Source organism: Acinetobacter sp. YH12145 (assembly GCF_013418335.1).
GTDB classification, from domain to species: Bacteria; Pseudomonadota; Gammaproteobacteria; order Pseudomonadales; family Moraxellaceae; genus Acinetobacter; species Acinetobacter amyesii.
Genome location: NZ_VPCE01000020.1, coordinates 21,081 through 36,593 on the forward strand (window position 1 = coordinate 21,081; position 15,513 = coordinate 36,593).

Genomic DNA, 15,513 nt, shown 5'->3' on the forward strand with positions numbered 1-15,513 from the left:
TTTAAATTTCTCTTCTAAAACTTTTGGGCTATAGTCTAACTTTCTTTCATTTTGTTCTATTTTTCAAAATTATTACAGCATTATTCACTATAAGTGCAGTTTCTAATAATATTAGAAATTGAAAATGCAGATTGTCAGGAAATGATATGAAATATGCTTAAAATGATAAGTCCATCACATTATTATGATCAAGTTAGAACGATTTATATGCAACAAACATCCCTGGTCCTGTTGCATAGGTCAGTCCTAATACATCAACTTGTTGATGTCGTTCTCTTTTAGCCACTGAATAAGTGGCTATTTTTTTGTGAAAAATTAAATGCTTAATCAGATTATAAATCGAATTTGGATAAAATTTAAATTTTTCATGATGTGGCATCCCCATACATTGACTCATATGTGCAGTTTGGTTCGAGGAATACAATCAAATGATTTAAGCATTTTGAATTTTTATCAATTTCTTCTCAGGATGACTGATGGATAAATAGACAAATATTGCGAGTATGATAAGATGATTGAACACATTATTTTTGATGTTTGAGGAGTTGTTACATGACAGCTTATACTTCAGTAATGAAAGCAAGCCAATATGAGGACGATATGATCCCGAGCCTTGCTATCCATGCATTTCGCCATGCTTTTGAACAAGCAAGTGCGTCATCCACTGTGGTTTATGTAAAAGGTCTACAACTGGTTCAACGTCTGCAAAATGGTCAAGAAGTACAAATAAAAGATGTATCAGCCGACTTCGTACAAGTGGATGATCTACCAAAAATTTTAAAACGTAAAAAGAAAACAGAGGAAATTGTTTAATACATGCCTCCACAACCTCGCATTAGAATGTTCGCGGGTCCAAATGGTTCAGGTAAAAGCACAGTTAAAGAATATTTATTGCCCCATCATATTGGGGCATATTTAAATGCGGATGAACTCGAAGCTCAACTGAAACATTCACACCGGCTCAATTTGTTGGATTACCATTCCGCTTTAAAATCAGAAGCATTAATTGACTTTCTCGATACGAAAAAACGTCCCGCGAATGGAGAATTTATTCCGCTATTAGCACGAAAACCTCAGATATTAGATCCGTGGAAAATTGAATTTCATCCAGATCAGATTGATTCATATCTTTGTGCAAGAATTATCGATTACATCCGTTTGCAGTTTTTAGAACTAAAAATTAGTTTTACCTTTGAAACGGTGATGTCCCATATTTCAAAGGTGGAGTTTCTACGCGAAGCAAAAAGAAAAGGCTTTCGAACCTATCTATATTATGTTTCCACTATTGATCCTGTTATCAATATTTCACGTGTTCAGTACCGCGTGAAAAAGGGTGGACATGGTGTGCCAGAACAAAAAATTCGCGAACGTTATTATCGAAGTATGGATCTGTTAATGCAGGCGGTAGAAGCAACGGATCGTAGTTATTTATTTGATAACTCTGCCGATGGACAGCATGCTTCTTTCATTGCGGAAATTGAACAAGCTGAAATTTTAAAGATGAATTCAGGTATTCAGCGTTTACCTTGGTGGTTTGTAGATAAGGTGCTCAAAGAGTTTGAGCCAAATTAATATCAACTAAACGTAATAAAAAACAAAATAACAGGATGAACCTATGCAAAATAACGACTATGAATTACAACAACATTCAAACTCATCTCCATTAGATCAAACTCATCTTGATCAAGCCATTGAGCAGCAAGCTGAACAAGAACAGCAAAAAAATAGTACATCATCTGATCCGTTGTCTTCTGTAGATTTGACTGACTTAGCTGAAATTGGTTCGAATATTATAGAATTGGGCTCAGATGCTTTAACGTGGGTGAGCGATGCACTCAGCGATATTAGTATTGATCTATAAATTATTTATTATTTCAATTAACTTCATAATAAACAGCCTTTATTGAAAAATCTCCGAGGATATATTTCGTGATTTTTCAAGTTTATAAATTAATTCTAAATAAAACTAATCAAACACTCTTGAAGCGTTAAATTTTTCAATCAGGAAATGCATGTCAGAATGAATATTTAGACTGGTGAGTTTGCATATTTTTTTAATAAAATATTATAAAAACATATATTGTTTTATGGCTGATAAATATGCATCCATTTCTAACCGCTTTTCTCGGCGGGATCTTATTGGGCCTGGCAGCAGTAGGCTACCTATATGTACATGGTCGAATCGCTGGTATTAGTGGTTTAATTGCGCAAATGTTGAATCCTCAGACGATTTTAAAAACACCTGCGATATGGTTTTTAGCGGGACTTTTTATTGTACCTTTTATCTACGGGAAAATGACCTCTGTGACAATTGAACTGGATGCAAGTCCATGGATGATGATCATTGTCGGTGTTTTGGTTGGATTCGGAACTCGATTAGGTTCAGGTTGTACTAGCGGTCATGGCATTTGCGGTATTAGTCGTCTTTCTAAGCGTTCATTTGTTGCAACTGCTAGTTTTATGTTGGCAGGGATTATCACAGTTTATGTAATGAGCCATGTAATCGGAGCTTAATGATGAAAAATATATTGGCATTTATTTTTGGTGGAATTTTTTCATTAGGTTTAATGATTTCGGGCATGTCTAATCCAGAAAAGGTCTTAAGTTTCCTTGATACAACAGGGCAGTGGGATGCGAGTTTAGCTTTTGTGATGATGGGAGCCATTGCAGTTGCATTTATTCCATTTCAAATGGCCGTTCGTCAATCAAAACCGACAACCTTTGATGGGACGGCGATTGAATTACCAAGTAATAATCAAATTGATGTAAAACTCGTCTTAGGGAGTGTTATCTTTGGAATAGGTTGGGGTATTGCTGGGATTTGTCCTGCGCCAGCCTTTACTTTGATCGGGCTTGGTTATTATCAAGCGATCTATTTCGTTGTAGCGATGTTTGCGGGCGTCTATATACATCGTAAATTTTCGGGAGCAAATTAATGTCAAATCGTGCACAGGTACAACATTTTTTTGATGAAAATACCAATACATTCAGTTATGTGTTAGCCGATCCGCAAACAAACCGATGTGCGATTATAGACAGTGTATTGGATTATAATGTTGCTTCTGCAACTACTCAAACGAAGCATGCAGATTTGATTATTCATTGTATTTAAGAAAATAGCCTAAGCGTAGAATGGATTTTAGAAATGCATGTGCACGCAGATCACTTAACCGCATCTCAATATTTAAAAAAGGTTCTTGATGGTAAAATTGCGATGAGCCATAACATCAAGATTGTGCAGGAAACATTCAGCGCCATTTATAATTTTGATGTGAAATATTTTAATTCACATCAGTCATTTGATTATTTATTTGCAGATCATGAGGCATTTAAAATTGGTGAGTTAAATGCCTATAACATTCCAACGCCTGGACATACACCTGCTTGTCTGAGCTATGTGGTTGGTGATGATGCTGTGCTTGTCGGTGATACCTTATTTATGCCTGATTATGGCACAGCACGCTGTGATTTTCCCAAAGGCAGTGCGGAAGTATTATTCGACTCTGTACAAAAGATTTATCAGTTAGCACCTGAAATGCGCGTGTTTTTATGTCATGCAAAATACTGCTGCGAAAGCAGTGTGCATGCGCAAAAACAGCAGAATATTCATATCCACGTTGGTACGAAAAAAGAAGATTTTGTCACAATGCGAACTCAGCGTGACGCAAATTTGGCTATGCCAAAACTGATTTTACCTGCAATACAAATCAATATGGATGCAGGTAAATTTCCAAAACCAGAAGGGAATGGTATTCGCTATTTAAAAATTCCTTTTAATCACTTTAAATCTGCAAATTAAAGACAAAGAACCTTTAGGTTGAATGCGGTAGGCTATTTCACTTAATAAAATAGCCTAAGCAAGTTAATTAATTGCCACCTAAAAATAGCCTAAGTAGGATTAATAAGTTTTAACTGTCATTTGATTTCATTCATTCAACTAGGCATCATTATATCAACATAGCAAAGTATTCAAAAATGATCCTTAATTACGAATATCATCAAAAATTAGAAGGCGAAACGCACCCGCTAGTCTTTATTCACGGTTTATTTGGCAGCCTCAGTAACTTAGGGATGCTTGCCAGAGCTTTTCAAAATTCACATTCTGTCATTCAGCTTGATTTACGAAATCATGGTAAATCACCTCAAAGTACAGAAATGAATTATCGTGAGATGGCAAACGATGTACTTGAGACATTAGATGTAATTGGCATTGATAAGTTTTCAGTGATTGGCCATTCCATGGGAGGCAAGGTCGCAATGCAATTGGCTTTAATCTCAGAGCGGGTAGAGCAACTTGTTGTATTGGATATCGCACCCTTTGCATATCAAGAACGTCATCATGATGAAATATTTAAAGCTTTGATCGCTGTACAAAATGCACAAATTCAATCTAGACAGCAAGCGGTTGAAATTATGCGTGAGTATATTCATTCGGATATGGTTATACAGTTTCTACTCAAATCGTTTAGTAAAGGACAATGGTTGTTTAATGTAGATGCGTTGTATAAACAGTATGACCAGATTATTGGTTGGGAAAATATCGGAAATACTTGGCAACAGCCTGTATTGTTCATCAAAGGTGGAGAGTCACCTTATATTTCAAACACGGAACATACTAAGGCGATAGAACACCAATTTCCACATGCGAAAATTGTAGAAATAGAAGGTGCAGGCCATTGGTTACATGCAGAAAAAACAACTGACGTTTTAGAGCAAATACAAAATTATTTAAATTAATACGGTGTGCCTTCAATTATATTTTGAAGGCAAAACATCGAAATATTACTCAATCGAAATGTTATTGGCTTGAAGCTGACCTTCTGAGGTCAGTAGTGCGGCCATCTCTGCAGTTTTTTTCAGGCCTGGCATACGATATTCTGTATGACCATAATCTTGAATAGATTTCCAGCGTCCGCCCCATGTTAAACCGACAGACTCAGCGGCTTGACCATAAAGTTGATAACCACGCATAGCCCAAGGGTCTCGTTCAGTAATGACCACTTTGCCATTGCGTTTAAAGGCGACATCAGCTGCTAAACCAAACTGATGATAACTTTGGAAACCACGGGCACGAGTGGTATTTTTATTGGTGGCTAAATTATTTTGACGTTCTGGACTACGATAACCTTCGAGTAAAACCATTTCATAGCCATGTTGTTCACGCATAATTTTAAACACCATCAATAAACGCTGCTTATAACGTGGGTTCATTTTATGCCATTTACGATCTGCTGAAGGTACATCCGTAGAGTATGAATGCGTATGGATATCTTGAACTTCTGGATTGAAACTTGAGGCCATAACAGATGGCTGCTCAATCATTGCTGCTTCTTCTGCGATTGCCTCTTGAACAAGATATTCTTCAACTTCAGGAGGTGCATCTAAAACCTGTCCATCGAGCATAGCGTAAATTTGTGGGTCGACTTTACGCAAATAATCAGCTTCCACTTTACTTGCAGTAATCGGGCGAGTAAAAGCAAATAATAAAATACTGGCAAACAGTAAGAAGCCTGCAAATAAAATCCACCATTGTTGTAAATGCCAGTGTGATTGAATTTGTTGTGGTGCTGCTGCATAGTTCAGTTCATAAGCAAAATTTTTGGCGTGCTGAATTCTTTTTTTACTTTGTGGAATGATTTGAAAGAAAAAATCCTGAACTTTAATTCTGAGTTCATAAGAAAAACAAAGCACTGTCACCAGTGCTAAGACAAAGAAACAACTAACCAAAAAGATGATCATGGGGAAACTGTAGCGCTCACAGTCGCATTAGCAGTGTTTGTTGCAGCAACCACTTTCGGACGTTTGGTTTCAGAAATTTGCGTTCCACCCATCGGTTCTTCAAAGTGTTCTTCTTCTTTTGCTGCTTTCGTAGAAAGCTCTGTAGGTTTGGTCACCTTAGCTGTTGTTGGCGCAGCTTTAGGTTTTGCTAATGTGGTTGGAATATGTTGTTTAACGGTTGTTGTAGTAGCTACAACAGGGCGCTGCGGTTGGGTAATTTCAAAAGGCGAACGGTTATTCGCTACAGCTTGAACAGGCTGAGTCACTTTTGTTGTATTTCCATGATTGAAAGCGGTAGCTAAATCATTCGAATATAAACCATTATCCGGATCTTTTTCTTCAGTTGCATGAACGGTTTGCGGTGCTTTTTCAGCTGAAGCTTGCTCATTTTCACTTTGACGGGGCGCAGCGGATGCCTCAGTTTCAGTTTTATCTTCAGTTGGAGCAGAAGTAGTCATCTCTGTATTTGCAGGCTGATCGTCAGAACTTAGATAAAAATATCCCAGGCCAACAACAATAATGACCGCAGCACCAACAAGAAAGCCAATCGCAGCATGAGCTAAAGGCGGTAAATTATTCTTTTGAGTCGACTGTAAAATTCTAACGTTATTCGATTTTTCGTTTGCCATGGTGTCTAAGTCTTATGGTAAATGAATGGTGATATAAGCCTGTTCCGATGGTGCAGTTATGACATTTTGATATTGTGATAACGCCTGATTATTTTGGCTGGATAACATATATTTCAGTCCACCAAATGCTAATACAGCAAACAATGCCCAAAAGATAATGATCCAAAAAAATGGTAATTCACGGTGAATAATATTTTTAATTTGATCCGGCAGTGCCGCGAAAGGCGAAAACGCCTTTTTACCTTTCATATAATCAATTTCATCGCCGACACGTGCAACGAGTGAATTGAGCATTTCAATCGATTCAAGTCGGTATTTACCATGAAAACCAAGGAGCATGCAGTAATGATAAACTTCAAGTGCTGCTAAGCGATCTTTATTCTTAGAACGAATTTGCTCTAAATTTTCAAAAAAACGATAACCTGCTAGCTGTGAACCAAAAAGACTTAATTGCAGTGGATTCATCATCCAATTGTTTTGTAAATCAAAAAAACGTGCATCTTGTTGGGTGACAATGGTTTCATCTAATAAAGCGCAATAGGCATATTTTGCGTCCGTGATATCTTCATTGCTGAATTGAAGCTTACGGGCTTGGCTTTCAAATCGGTTTAATAGATCCATAATTTTTGTCCTGAAACTTTCAGGGCTGGATGGAACATATTGATTTTTGAGTAAAAATACGATGTAAAAACCATCATGCAGTAGATCAACTAAATTGGTTGAACTGTTGATTTTCGGTTCAGCACTTGGTTTTGAAGAGCCTAATCCAATTTGACCATCGTCAAAAAGTGAAGGGGCATTATTTGAAATATTCATGATTGCTCCTTAACCATTCATCACAGCAATAAGTTCAATCGAGATATCTTGGAAGCCAGCTGGTATGTAAACGCAGATGGATTCAGAATCAAGCATACGTTGATACAAATCATTATTTGGCTCAACTTCAAAATAACTCACACCTGAACGTACCGGAATTGCTGTTGGCACTTGCATCATATGTTGCAATGGCACAGCCGGTAATGCCGCCATGACTCGCTGTTCAACATCGACAGTATTGCCGACTTTAAAGCGCAGCGGTACATAAGAAATAATGTCATGTGTAGGCATCACGCTACTTGAAACAGCTAAATACAGGCGAGAATCACGAGTAATTTTGTCACTTTCAAGGCTGCCCACCCAGTAGGATTGACGGGTTTCTTTCAAGTTAATACTGATATATCGATTTGAAATAATCGTATCGAGCAACTCACGTAAAATCACATCTAATTGAGCAAAACTTTCTTGCAAATTATGATGTTGATACTGCGGAAGCTGATCTACTTCGTAAGCTGTCGAGAAGGTGAGCAAGGAACCTGTCAGACGTAATAATTCAAAATACAAACGTTCAGGATGAATCAGTGGATATTGCAATAAATGATTTAAGGTCGCATGTGCAGTATTTAGCGCATTAACCAACCAAAATGACACAATATCACCTGAACGGAATTCAATTAACTTTTGTTCGTTTTCACGATTATTCGATTGAATGGTTTTAATTTTAGCTTTGATGATATTGAGCGTTCGTTTGAGCCCAGTAATCAGCGAATCACACGAACTAATATGTAATATTGGTGGGATAAATTGATAATCTAAGACAAAATTACCTGAACTTTGGCGCTTGATTCGGCCTATAGGCATGTAAAGAAAACCATCAAGATTGTGCTGTGGTTCTTGGCCTAATTCAAAGATTTTAAACTCTGCACGGCGGCGTAATAAAGTGATTTCAGCAGCCGTCGCATCTGTAAACAAATCATGAGTTTCAGTCAAATGTGAATGATAGCGACTCGATTGGGTATTTTCTTCAAAATTGACGTTTCGTTTCTTCGGTTGAACGATTGGTAATGCTAAATAAATTTGCATTTCACCGCGTAAATTTAATGAATCAAGTAGTACAGGCTCAGGTAATAAGTCTTGTGCAGGTGCTTGATAAATCTCGCCATCTTGCCAAATCATTTCAACTTTATTCAAAGCCAAAGTATTGGTACTGAGTTGTGATTCATCAAAAATTAAACTTTGAATACCATAAGCGAACGGTATTGTTGCGCGAACCGTATGGTTTAAACGCTGTTCATGATAAGCATCTTGTAATTGAAAGTGTTGTGGGCGTAAAAATAATCCTTCACCCCATAAAATTTTTTCTGCTTTAAACATTGTTTTTACCAGTCGCTATTCGATTCATTACTTTGTTGCTGAACACCTAACATTTCTTGTACAGCTTCAAGAGGGTTTTCATCCTTAATCACATGAGTTAACCATTCATGTAGAGGCATTTGTGACCATTTAATGGTTTTTTGCAGCATATAACTGACAGGGCTATGCGGCTCATTCACTTGGAAATAGTCCGCAATATCTTGCAAGACTTTCATGGCTTGTTCACGGTTTTCAAGATGATTTTGCACTTGAGGTTTAAATTGCTGTGTATGCTGTTGTTGTATTATTTGCATATCATTCTGCACGGAAGTTACAGTGGAAAGTGTTTGGCTTTCAATTGGAGAATTTGATTGAACCTGTTCAGCGCTCGATGAATTGATAAAAGCATCTGCTTTATAGATTTTTTTTAAGCTCAAGTGAATCATTTCGATTTGAGAGTCAATGCCAGCAAAGCTTGGCGCATCTAAACCCATCAAATCATCAAGAGTCGTTTTTAAGTTTTCCCAATGGTTTAAAATATCTAAAAACTGTTGGTAATACTGGTATTGAATTGATTTTGACGTATTGAACAAGGCATGTTCAAACTGTTCCATACCATTAAAAGACTCTTCTTGATCATCATCTTCATGGTTGGATTTACGTCTTTGGTTTTGAACATGAAGTAGTCGATCATAGTCGGATAGGGAATAAGCTGCCGCGCCATGAACGATTGAAACTGATTTAATTAATGTTGGGATTTGATTAATTATCCCTTGTAATAAACCTAAACGTTGATCAAGGTCATCATCTTCAATTTCAGGATGAAGTTGTAGCCAAAAGTCTTGCAAACTTTTTTGTGTAAGTTCAATCCCTTTGGCAATCCCTTCGAAACCATGAATGTGAGTCCACGCTTCAAGCAACCAACCATATAAGCGAATATCTTTTGTATGTTCGCGAAGTAGATCTGACGATTTTTGGTGCACAAAGCCCCAATCTGCCTGTTTTGGTTCTGCGATCCAGTCGCCTTGATCCAAGAGCGGGTCATCTTGTGTTTTAGCTTTTTTAATTGCATGAAAATCATTTGAAAATGAAAAATCACTACCGCAAGGTAAATCATCCGTAATCGGTTGCAATAAAGCGTCGAGCTCTAAACTCATATTCTACATCGTTCCTAACTTATGCTTCTAAGGTTTTAGTCTTTTTGCTGCTGCGTTTTTTCGCAGGTTTACTTTTAGGATCTAAAACATAAATAATTTCATCGTCTTTGACATCGATTTCAATGACTGATGGAATCTTTTGCTCGCTCATTGCCATGAGTAATTCAGTGGCTAAAGCAGGTAAGACCGTCGCATTTAAAATGTTATCGACATTACGCGCACCACTATCGACCTCAGTACAGCGACTTAATAATAATTCGACTAAATCGTCGGTATAAAGTGTTTGCGTACCATATTGTTTTTCAATACGCGCGGTGATTTTACCTAATTTATGCTGAATAATGCGTACGAGCAGATCATCGTGCAATGGGAAATACGGTACGATACGCATACGACCTAAAAATGCCGGCTTAAATTGTTTATATAAAGCTGGTTTTAATACATCTAAAAGTTCTTCTGCTGACGGCCATTCTTCTACTGGCTGATTCAAACAGGCCTGCATAATGGCACTTGAGCCTGCATTTGAAGTCAATAAGATCGTAGTATTTTTAAAGTCAATGACACGACCTTCGCCATCTTCCAAAGTACCTTTATCGAATACTTGGTAGAATAGCTCTTGAACATCGCTGTGTGCTTTTTCAATCTCATCGAGCAAAACCACACTATATGGATTTCGGCGAACTGCTTCTGTCAGTACGCCGCCTTGGCCATAACCGACATAGCCCGGAGGGGCACCTTTTAAAGACGACACGGTATGTGCTTCTTGATACTCAGACATGTTAATGGTGATTAAATGTGACTCACCACCATATAACTCGTTTGCTAACGCGAGTGCAGTTTCAGTTTTACCCACACCACTTGGGCCAACCAGCATGAAAACGCCTTGAGGTTTATTTGGATCTTCCAATTTTGCCTTAGAGGTTTTAATGCCTTGTACCAGTTGATGCAGTGCATAATCTTGACCCATCACACGTTGTTCTAACTGTGCTTCAAGCTTCAAAATTTGCTGAATTTCATCATTCACCATTTTTCCAACTGGGATACCGGTCCAGTCTGAAATGATTTCATTAATAATTTGTGCATTCACACGTTCAAAAACCAGCGGCGTTTGACCTTGTAACGTTGCCAATTGGTTACGAATATTGCTTAAAGTTTCAATATTTTCTGGTTTTTGCTCGGACTCTTGTTCAAGCGTTTTAATCTGTTGAACGATTTCGAGTTCTTTTTTCCACTGCGTTTCTGTTGACTGAATCTCCTGTTCAAGCGCGGATATTTGTGTTTTTACACTTTCAATGCGTTCGTGGTGAATCGGAATATTCTTATGTTCATTTTCAAGAATCGCCAATTCAAGCTTCAAATTATGTAATTGAGCTTGAAGTTGATCCAATTTTACTGGTTGTGCATTTTGCGTTAACGCAACACGTGCAGAAGCTGTATCTAAGACACTAATCGCTTTATCAGGCAATTGACGGCCAGTGATATAACGGTGCGAAGCATGGACTGCAGTAACGATAGCTTCATCGTCAATTTGTAAATTGAAATGTTTTGCCATCACGGGAATCATGGCACGCAGCATATCGATTGCGACTTCTTCAGTCGGTTCTTCAACCTGAATTACTTGGAAGCGTCGGCTTAATGCGGCATCTTTTTCAAAATACTGCTTATATTCAGCCCATGTGGTTGCGGCAATGGTTCTTAACTCACCACGTGCAAGCGCCGGTTTTAACAGGTTTGCTGCATCATTTTGACCTGCTTGACCACCCGCACCAATCAACGTGTGTGCTTCATCAATAAATAAAATGATTGGATGTGCAGAGGCTTGAACTTCATGAATAACTTGTTTTAAGCGATTTTCGAATTCACCTTTAACACTGGCACCCGCTTGTAGTAAGCCCATATCTAAAGTATGAATGCTGACATTTTTTAAAGCATCTGGAACTTGGTTGGTTGCAATTTTTAATGCCAGACCTTCAACAACGGCTGTTTTACCAACACCAGGCTCACCCGTTAAAATCGGATTGTTTTGACGACGACGCATCAAAATATCGAGCATTAAGCGGATTTCAAACTCACGACCAATCACAGGATCAATGCCACCATTTTTAGCTTTTTCAGTAAGATTAATGGTGTATTGGTCTAGAGCTAGTGTTTTAACTGGCGTAGTTGCATTCGTTTGTGCTGCTGATTTTTCATCTGGTGATGCAGTTGCTAAATCTTCATTTTCAATGCTCTTTAGGCAAAGATCTAAAAATTTATGTTTAATCGTATCGATAGGTAATAAATCGAAAAGAGAAGAAGCTCTTGCTGCAATTTGGTATAAATCTGGCGCGGTAAGGAGCGCAACAAGTAAATGACCACTACGAATTTGTGGATCTTGTTCAGCAGATGCTAATAACCAAGCTTGTTCAAGTAAGCGCACAATGGATTGGGCAAAAATAGGAGTGCGCGTATTTCCTTTTGGAAGTTGAGCAATACTTTCTTTGAGGTCATCTGCCAAACCGTCTGCAGAAACTTTGTATTTTTCTAAGAGTATTTGGAGGTCATTTTTATTGTTATAGGTTAATAATTCGAGTAAAAAATGTTCAATTTCGATTTCATAATTTTGCTGTGAAATACATGTATTGGCTGACTTTTCGAGTGAAATGCGGGTGTGAGGTGAAAGTTTAGTAATTAAAACTTTTAAATTATTCATAAATAACTCATCAAATTTAGAATCCACAGTACGAAATTTTACAAGTTTGACTGTGATCTCTTTTTTCTTGCTATAAAAATAAAAACTTTAAAATCAACACCTTATATATTATTAGTGTCTTGCTTTAGGCGATATAATACAGACTAAATAAAAAAAGGAAAAAGATTTTTTTATAAAATGAAACAAAAAAAACAAATAGACGACAAACTTTGGAGTGTTTGGCACATTTTTGTATTGACTCTATGTGCTTATTTTTTGTTAAATCTGCAGCATATTTTTAATTTTGATAAATGAAGAGAAAACCCACGGGAAAATAAGTGGTGATTTCTCCACATAAATTAAGTTTTAGCACGTAGAAATACAGAGGTAATTTTGAATAAATTTAGTGTTTTATTACCTATAATTTTAGCAGCCAGTTTAACACAAACCGTTTTTGCAAAAGATAAAGCGGTATCTGTGAAAAAATCCTGTTTAAAGGATTATCCACTGGCAGTAGGTGATACAGATCCAGAGATTATTGGTTTTTATAATCAATTATGTGACAAAAAAAATAAGAAAAATGAGAACTTAAAAAATGAAATCTTTGTAGATATTGCCAAAAAATATCAAGCCAATGGTTACAATTTAAAAGCATTGCAAGCAGTCAATCTGCTGCGAGAAAAGAACTATCAGTCGCCTGAACTTACTGATGTCACTTTTTTAGCAGGTATCGCTATTTCTTATAATGCGCTAAATCATATGCGCAGTAATGAAAATCGTACTCTAGATGAACAGACCTATTCTCCTGCCAAAGTGTTGTCGGATAATATTCGTTATATTCAGCCGACGATTGATAAATCTACGTCTACTGCAGCAGATGTTCGTGAAAAAAGTACTGAATCTTCGAGCAATGTGAAATCTAAACAGACGATACCTACTAAAAAACGAACCAATACAGCGTCTACCAAGCCTAAACAAACGACTACAGCAGCAAGTAAAAAGAAAACCACCACGACAGCAAAACCGCAGACTACAGCGAAAAAACCTGCTACTAGTGGTTCACCTTTCGATACATTGAAGAATAAATAACAAGGAAAAGCACTCATGGCAAAACGTGAAAGTGTACAGAAAAAACTTCAACGAATTCGTCCTCCTCGTGTTCAATTGACTTACGATGTTGAAGTTGGCGACGGTAAAGAAATTAAAGAGTTACCATTCGTTGTTGGGGTGTTAGGTGATTTCTCTGCGGCATCTGAAGTAGAGAAAACTAAATTAAAAGACAAGAAATTCATTAATGTTGATTTAGATAATATTGATGAAGTCATGGAGTCTTTAGCGCCACGTGCTAATTTTCAAGTTGAAAATACCTTGACTGAAGACGGTGGAAAAATGTCGGTAGATCTTACATTTAAGAGCATGGCCGATTTTACTCCTGAGCAAGTTGTACAACAGGTTGATCCACTACAAAAGTTAGTTGCTGCGCGTGAGCGTCTGTCTGACTTGCGTAATAAAATTTCAAATAATGAACGCTTAGAAGATTTATTGGATGAAGTGTTACATAACACTGATCAAATTCGTAAGTTGAGCGTGGAGGCAGAAAATGAGTAATTATAATACTGCAACTGCTGCAAACGTTGAAGCAACCGAAGAATATTCACTTTTAGATTCAATTGTCGAACAAAGTCGTATCGCGCGTACAGATCAAGAACATGATCGTGCAAAAAGTTTGATTGGTGAACTTGCTAAAGAAGTGATGGCAGGTACCATCACCGTTTCAGACAATATGACTTTATCAATTGATAAGCGTATTGCTGAAATTGATGCATTGATTTCATCTCAGTTAAGTAAAATCATGCACCATGCTGAATTTCAAAAAATTGAATCGACATGGCGTGGTTTGTATTATTTCTGCCAAGAAACACCTTCAAATTCTTTAACAAAAATTCGTATGTTAAATACGACGAAAAAAGAGCTGATTAAAGATTTCCAAGGTGCGACCGATTTTGACCAAAGCACATTGTTCAAAAAAATCTATGAAGAAGAATATGGATCATTCGGTGGTGCACCTTATGCAACACTGATTGGTGATTTTGAGTTTGACCGTACTCCATCTGATATGTATTTGCTTGAGCAAATTTCACATGTCGCTGCGGCTGCACATGCACCGTTTATTTCGGCTGCTAGCCCGAATATGTTGGGACTAGAGTCTTTTACTGATATTGATCGTCCGCGTGATGTATCTAAAATCTTTGAAACAGCAGAATATGTACAATGGCGTTCATTCCGTGAAAGTGACGATGCACGTTATGTTGCGTTGACAATGCCACGTGTATTGGGTCGTTTGCCATATGATCCAAAAGAAGGCATTGCCACTGAAGGATTTAACTTCGTTGAAGAAGTTTCAGGTGAAAATCATAATGAATATTTATGGATGAACGCGGCTTATGCCTTTGGTACGCGTTTAACCAATGCATTTGATATGCATGGTTGGTGTGCTGCGATTCGTGGTGTAGAAGGTGGTGGTTTAGTTGAAGGCTTGCCTGTCCATACGTTCAAAACCAATGATGGCGAAGTGGTCTTTAAATGCCCAACTGAAATTGCAATTACTGACCGTCGTGAAAAAGAACTGAGTGACCTTGGTTTTATTCCGTTGGTACACTGCAAAAATACGGATTATGCAGCATTTTTCGGTGCGCAATCGACGCAAAAACCTAAAAAATATGATAGCGATACAGCAAATGCCAACTCTGCATTGTCTAGCCAGATCCAATACATCATGGCAGTTTCACGTATTGCACATTATTTAAAAGCAATGATGCGTGACAAAGTGGGTAGTTTTGCATCAGCGGGTAATGTTGAGACCTTCTTAAATGAATGGTTGTCGCAATATGTATTACTTGATGATGGTGCATCTCAAGAAGCTAAAGCTCAGTATCCATTGCGTGAAGCTTCTGTAAAAGTTGTAGAAAATCCAGCTTTGCCTGGTCACTACAAATCTGTGGTTTTCTTAAGACCACATTTCCAGTTGGATGAGTTGTCTGTTTCATTACGACTTGTGACCGAGTTACCTCAGTCCTCAAATTAATTTTGGGTCAACACTATAATAACT

Annotated in this window: 16 protein-coding genes and 1 pseudogene; 10 read left to right on the plus strand and 7 right to left on the minus strand. The window is 37.5% G+C overall.

Annotation, left to right across the window (positions count from 1 at the left end; translation table 11 throughout):
* Positions 1 to 193 precede the first annotated feature (193 nt).
* Positions 194 to 385: a hypothetical protein gene (locus FTU80_RS15685; protein WP_180023739.1), complete on the minus strand. Its 192-nt coding sequence runs from the start codon at positions 383 to 385 to the stop codon at positions 194 to 196.
* Between the two features lie 167 nt (positions 386 to 552).
* Here FTU80_RS15685 and FTU80_RS15690 point away from each other — a divergent pair, with 167 nt between their 5' ends.
* The 7 genes and pseudogenes from FTU80_RS15690 (at position 553) to FTU80_RS15720 (ending at position 4,737) form a co-directional block, all read left to right on the plus strand.
* Positions 553 to 813 carry a hypothetical protein gene (locus FTU80_RS15690; protein WP_078193376.1) on the plus strand — a complete coding sequence of 87 codons (261 nt, stop codon included), beginning with the start codon at positions 553 to 555 and terminating at the stop codon, positions 811 to 813.
* Between the two features lie 27 nt (positions 814 to 840).
* Positions 841 to 1,572 (plus strand): zeta toxin family protein, encoded by a 732-nt coding sequence (locus tag FTU80_RS15695; protein WP_180086094.1) that lies wholly within the window; start codon positions 841 to 843, stop codon positions 1,570 to 1,572.
* A gap of 43 nt (positions 1,573 to 1,615) precedes the next feature.
* Positions 1,616 to 1,861 (plus strand): hypothetical protein, encoded by a 246-nt coding sequence (locus FTU80_RS15700; RefSeq protein WP_180041448.1) that lies wholly within the window; start codon positions 1,616 to 1,618, stop codon positions 1,859 to 1,861.
* 239 nt (positions 1,862 to 2,100) lie between these two features.
* Positions 2,101 to 2,514: a YeeE/YedE family protein gene (locus FTU80_RS15705; protein ID WP_180086060.1), complete on the plus strand. Its 414-nt coding sequence runs from the start codon at positions 2,101 to 2,103 to the stop codon at positions 2,512 to 2,514.
* A gap of 2 nt (positions 2,515 to 2,516) precedes the next feature.
* Positions 2,517 to 2,936, plus strand: coding sequence for a DUF6691 family protein (locus tag FTU80_RS15710; protein ID WP_180086096.1), 420 nt, complete (start codon positions 2,517 to 2,519; stop codon positions 2,934 to 2,936).
* A pseudogene (locus tag FTU80_RS15715) lies at positions 2,936 to 3,799 on the plus strand (MBL fold metallo-hydrolase). Before FTU80_RS15710 ends, FTU80_RS15715 begins: the two are co-directional and overlap by 1 nt.
* 176 nt (positions 3,800 to 3,975) lie before the next feature.
* Positions 3,976 to 4,737 (plus strand): alpha/beta fold hydrolase, encoded by a 762-nt coding sequence (locus tag FTU80_RS15720; RefSeq protein ID WP_180086062.1) that lies wholly within the window; start codon positions 3,976 to 3,978, stop codon positions 4,735 to 4,737.
* A gap of 45 nt (positions 4,738 to 4,782) precedes the next feature.
* On the opposite strand, the gene FTU80_RS15725 is transcribed toward FTU80_RS15720, so the two are convergent.
* From FTU80_RS15725 to tssH, 6 genes are read right to left on the minus strand one after another with little or no spacing between them, the layout of a single operon-like run.
* Complete coding sequence (locus FTU80_RS15725) at positions 4,783 to 5,739, minus strand: M15 family metallopeptidase (RefSeq protein WP_180008112.1); 957 nt, start codon at positions 5,737 to 5,739, stop codon at positions 4,783 to 4,785.
* Entirely contained in the window at positions 5,736 to 6,407 is a 672-nt protein-coding gene (locus tag FTU80_RS15730) for a hypothetical protein (protein WP_180086064.1), read from the minus strand. The genes FTU80_RS15725 and FTU80_RS15730 overlap by 4 nt, the downstream gene beginning before the upstream one ends.
* Before the next feature lie 12 nt (positions 6,408 to 6,419).
* Positions 6,420 to 7,223, minus strand: a complete 804-nt coding sequence (gene icmH / locus FTU80_RS15735) for a type IVB secretion system protein IcmH/DotU (RefSeq protein WP_078190778.1) — start codon at positions 7,221 to 7,223, stop codon at positions 6,420 to 6,422.
* A 9-nt stretch (positions 7,224 to 7,232) separates the two neighbouring features.
* Positions 7,233 to 8,597 carry a type VI secretion system baseplate subunit TssK gene (tssK, locus tag FTU80_RS15740; RefSeq protein ID WP_180086066.1) on the minus strand — a complete coding sequence of 455 codons (1,365 nt, stop codon included), beginning with the start codon at positions 8,595 to 8,597 and terminating at the stop codon, positions 7,233 to 7,235.
* Between the two features lie 5 nt (positions 8,598 to 8,602).
* Entirely contained in the window at positions 8,603 to 9,733 is a 1,131-nt protein-coding gene (gene tssA / locus FTU80_RS15745) for a type VI secretion system protein TssA (RefSeq protein WP_078193367.1), read from the minus strand.
* 19 nt (positions 9,734 to 9,752) lie between these two features.
* Entirely contained in the window at positions 9,753 to 12,425 is a 2,673-nt protein-coding gene (gene tssH, locus FTU80_RS15750) for a type VI secretion system ATPase TssH (RefSeq protein WP_180086068.1), read from the minus strand.
* A gap of 372 nt (positions 12,426 to 12,797) precedes the next feature.
* Between tssH and FTU80_RS15755 the strand changes: the two genes are divergently transcribed.
* From FTU80_RS15755 to tssC, 3 genes are read left to right on the plus strand one after another with little or no spacing between them, the layout of a single operon-like run.
* Positions 12,798 to 13,493 carry a hypothetical protein gene (locus FTU80_RS15755; protein WP_180086071.1) on the plus strand — a complete coding sequence of 232 codons (696 nt, stop codon included), beginning with the start codon at positions 12,798 to 12,800 and terminating at the stop codon, positions 13,491 to 13,493.
* A 15-nt stretch (positions 13,494 to 13,508) separates the two neighbouring features.
* Positions 13,509 to 14,012: a type VI secretion system contractile sheath small subunit gene (gene tssB, locus FTU80_RS15760; protein WP_078193364.1), complete on the plus strand. Its 504-nt coding sequence runs from the start codon at positions 13,509 to 13,511 to the stop codon at positions 14,010 to 14,012.
* Entirely contained in the window at positions 14,005 to 15,489 is a 1,485-nt protein-coding gene (gene tssC / locus FTU80_RS15765; RefSeq protein ID WP_180050798.1) for a type VI secretion system contractile sheath large subunit, read from the plus strand. Before tssB ends, tssC begins: the two co-directional genes overlap by 8 nt.
* Positions 15,490 to 15,513: the final 24 nt, after the last annotated feature.